This is a genomic window from Bacillus sp. JJ1503, assembly GCF_036965125.1.
Lineage (GTDB): Bacteria > Bacillota > Bacilli > Bacillales > Cytobacillaceae > Cytobacillus.
This window is the reverse complement of record NZ_JBALOZ010000483.1, coordinates 1-4,297: the sequence shown is the minus strand read 5'-3', so window position 1 is coordinate 4,297 and position 4,297 is coordinate 1. Positions and strand designations below refer to the sequence as shown.

Genomic DNA, 4,297 nt, shown 5'->3' with positions numbered 1-4,297 from the left:
AAATTGCCTGCCACCCTTGTTGTTGTAACTCAATTGAATTCGAAGCCTCGGCATCAAAAGTTTCAATTACTTCGGTTTCGTTTCCGCGGTCGTTAAAAGTGATTTTCACTTTTCTTCCATCCTCCATTGTATAAGCAATTACCTCATATAGTTTTATTTCATCATAAACTCCGCTAAAATCAAAACCAAAACTACCATCTTTGGCTTCCATTCTTGAAATGAATTTCCCGCCTACTCTTAAATCATTCTCAGCAAAAGGGGAGTGCCAATCATCTGAAGCAAAGTTCCATTTTGTTATATGAATTGGTTCTGTCCAATATTCCCATACCTTTTCAACTGGTGCTTGAACTGTTGTTTCTACTGTAATCTCCTTAAATATCTCCATTTTTTTCCTCCTATTAAAATAAATAATTTGTACCAAAATTTACCTTGTTTTATTATAATTAATTTTGAAAAAAAAATCTATTCTGACAATTTGTGTATAAATAGATAGGTAAGACTTATATGTTCATTGTGAAGAAATGTACTTCCACTAACAGGGGAGTTTCTACGATAAGTGGAGACGTATTTTTCTTTTTGAAGTAACTGGGCATTTACTTTAAAAAGGATTAAAAAGTGTTGGGGAAGAAAATACCTATTAGGATTAGAATTAGGATGGCAGAATTATATAATGATTATCATTTCAGATTTAGTATCAAGATTAATAAATGGACAGTATCCAGAATGGTCTGATTTAACGTCTGTAAAAAATGGTGGAAACGATAATAGAACTTTTCATCTAGGCGATTAATGGTGTAAGATTAACAAGTGCAGCAGGCTTCTTAGCTTCTGAAAAAAAATTCTTGATTCATGAGTTTCCGAATGATTTCACGGTTACCCTAATTCTTATTAAATAAAAGGGCGTAAGAATTATACTATGATGGACTGTGTCATTAATTTGTTATAGGATCAATTAATTAAAGAAGAACAAGAAATTATCGGGACTGATAAGCCACTTGTTCTTCTCTTTCTACTTTTTATTTTTGTTGATGATAAAGTATTAAACAAGAAAAACTTAATCAAACTATAACGGTCTTACAGGTAGACATATTTCGCAATATGGGTTGTTAATCATTATCACCTTGAGCACCATCATATACTTTTAAAATAATGCGACCGCGCCCATGACCCTGTTGAGATATTTTATGTGCTTCATCCACTGTTTCTAATGAAACAAGTTTTGAAATGTCGATCCTTAACTTTTTATCTGCAATCATTTGGGAAATTGTCTGAGAAATAAATTTCGTTTCCTCAGGAGAATACGGAGTAAACGGTTTTCCTGTTTTTAGTCCATACATACGTGTTTTATCAGCTGATGGCTGTTCAACTAAAGATAGAAGTTTTCCTCCTTTTTTCACTACGGACCAGGATCTTTCTAACGTATCTCCGCCAACCGTATCGACAACCAGGTCTACATCCTGGACTATGTTCTCAAAAGAGGTGGAAGTATAATCAATGACAGTGTCTACTCCTAATAAGGACAGGAAGTCTAAATTTCTCCCTGAACTGGTTCCTATAACATGTGCTCCCTTCCATTTAGCCAATTGGACTGCAATAGAACCAAACCCTCCTGCTGCTCCATGAATCAGCACTTTTTCACCTTCCCTTAATTCTCCGTCCCTAAATAGAGTATGCCACGCTAGAATAGCACTCGCAGGGATTGCTGCTGCCTCTTCAAATGTTATTGTTGAAGGTTTAGGAAAAAGTTCTTCTCTTGATGCTACGGTAAACTCAGCATAAGTTCCATATTTACTTCGTCCAAAGACTTCCTGCCCGATGTAAAAATCATGGACATTACGGCCAAGTTTCTCCACAGTTCCTGCAAATGTTGTCCCAGGGGTATAAGGAAAGATTGCAGGTCGACTATCCTTAAAGTAACCTTCACGATATTTCCAATCATACGGAAGGACGCCAACGGTATGAACCCGAATTAACACCTCATTAGAGCTAGGCTCCGGAATAGGAATCCTTTCGAGTTTTAATTGCTCCGGTCCACCGTATTGGTAAACTCGAATGGCTTTTATCATAATGAATCAAATCCTTTCTTTATTTTTTTGAAAAAGTTGGCCATTTTGGTCCTCTACATAGATATGAGACAAATATCCAATTTAACATTGCCAGTAAGAAAATCCCAAAATATATATTACTGTATATTACTGTTTGGCAATAGAAGACAACAGGTTTTAAGGGAGGGAAATTGTTTAACTATTAATTTGGTAGTAATTGCTCCACATATGGCAATAGAAAGAAAGTTTGACAAACTGTATACACCTATACCAATGCCTGAGTGTTCAACAGATAGTTTTCTGGATATCCAATTGGTTAGAGATGGTTGCATAAAAACATATCTAACAAAACAGATCCCTCCTATAGATATCTATTATGAATTTAACAATAATATTTAAATTTGGTACAATTTTCTAACAGACTACTTTATATATTTGATTAATACAAAGGGGGTTCCATATTGGATTATAAAATTGTATTTTTGGATGTTGATGGAACGATAACAAGTCACGAAGATGGCAGGATTCCATCTTCAACTATTGAAGCTATAAAAATATTGAAAAGCAAAGGCTTGAAGGTTGTTGCTGCTACGGGAAGACCATTATCGATGTGTAATGAATTACAGGAAATGGGAATAGAAACCTTTATAACAGCAAATGGCGGGTACGTAAAACACATCGAAAAAGTGATTCATAAAGTTCCAATGGATAAGAATATTATCTTAGAAGTAATGGATTTTGCCCAGTCGGAGAATAATGGTTTGACTTTTTATACTGAAGACCTTTATATGAATGGTGTTACAGAGGACGAAATCTTAACAGCATTGAAGGAAACCTTATTTCTCGATGATTATCCTATTACTAATCGTTTAATTCATAAACAAGAGGTATTTTTATTGTGTTTATTTGCAAGTGATGTGGCTGTTGAGAAGTACATACAAAAGTTTCCAAACTTAACATTTAAAAGATGGCATCCATATGTGTTAAATGTTTTGCAGGAAAATGTGTCTAAGTCTTTAGCTATCATGAAAACTCTAGAGTTTTTTGGGCTAGATAAAACAGAAGCCATTGCTTTCGGTGATGGAGAAAATGATATTGACATGTTGGAACTAGTTGGACTTGGTATAGCAATGGGGAATGGAAATGAAAAATTGAAAAGTATTGCGGACTTTGTTACCAAAAAGTCTAGTGAAGATGGTATTCATTATGCGTTAAAGAAGTATGGGATAATTTAAATTCCAATGAACTATGGTAAGACTGGCAAACTTTATTTTCAATATCGAAAATTATCGGCACCTATCATAAAAAGCGTAATTTTATTAGTAGTAAAAAGTCTTTGTTTAACTAATTGTTACGTTTCTATAAAAGCGAAGATGGTTTTTTACTAGGGTATAAGAAACATACTCTGACCCATTTCTTTAAGGCGGCGAAAGTATTGGTTACTGAACTTAGTATTTCATTATTTATTCCTACTGATTTAATAGATAAGGTTATTAACGTTTTTAAAGACTATAATATTATGTTACAAACACCTGACTATGGGGAACTAAGTGATGTTTCTTTTGAAGTAAAAGTAATTCTTAATGACAAGATGAACTATGAAAATGTTAAAGGGATCTATAGATACTTAGAAAACGAATTACGCATCAAACATATTGGGGAAAGATTTTCATTCTTGTATTCAGATGAAGAATACGATAAAGCTTCACACTTCGTCTTGTACTCGACTGGAAATTCTGGTGGAGCTTTCTTAAAAGATAAAGGAACTCAATTTAAAAATAATATATTTTGTGACGCATGTGGATTAATACTTCAAAATCAAGTTTCCCCTTTAACTATAGATACATCAAAGATTAAAGACAGATATATGGTAAATGTGGGTGCATTTTGGGTCGTTTCAGAGAAAATGGCAGAACTAATGAATAATTGGGGAATAACAGGATATGAATTAAAACCGGTAATACATAAAGGAACAGTAAAGGGCAAACAACCGGCTTACCAAATTATCCCGACTAACACTCTTCCTTCTTGGAGTAATGAAATGAAACATTATTACTTTGCGACTGAAGAACAAGAGCAGTGTAAGGATTGTGGAATTAGAGGAAGAATAGATGGTCCTTATATCTATATCCAAAAAGATTTAATCGATGCTGCTAAGGATATCTACCTTCCACAAGAATGGACGCATAATGGCAAGTATGTATACCGTAAAACTTTATTTAGTAAGAAATTTCGAGACTTAATAATTGAGA

At 33.9% G+C, this 4,297-nt stretch carries 4 protein-coding genes; 2 read left to right on the top strand and 2 right to left on the bottom strand.

Annotated elements, in window-relative coordinates; all coding sequences use genetic code 11:
* Both V7149_RS25610 and V7149_RS25605 read right to left on the bottom strand, forming a co-directional pair.
* Positions 1-385, bottom strand: a 385-nt coding sequence (locus tag V7149_RS25610) for an SRPBCC family protein (protein WP_335348376.1), incomplete at its 3' end; no start/stop codon positions are given.
* A gap of 721 nt (positions 386-1,106) precedes the next feature.
* Complete coding sequence (locus tag V7149_RS25605; protein ID WP_335348375.1) at positions 1,107-2,066, bottom strand: NADP-dependent oxidoreductase; 960 nt, start codon at positions 2,064-2,066, stop codon at positions 1,107-1,109.
* Positions 2,067-2,506: 440 nt separating this feature from the next.
* Between V7149_RS25605 and V7149_RS25600 the strand changes: the two genes are divergently transcribed.
* The gene (locus V7149_RS25600; protein WP_335348374.1) at positions 2,507-3,280 is read left to right on the top strand and encodes a Cof-type HAD-IIB family hydrolase; all 774 of its coding nucleotides are present in this window, start codon (positions 2,507-2,509) and stop codon (positions 3,278-3,280) included.
* 200 nt (positions 3,281-3,480) lie between these two features.
* A partial coding sequence (locus V7149_RS25595; protein ID WP_335348373.1) for a hypothetical protein occupies positions 3,481-4,297 on the top strand: 817 nt, incomplete at its 3' end.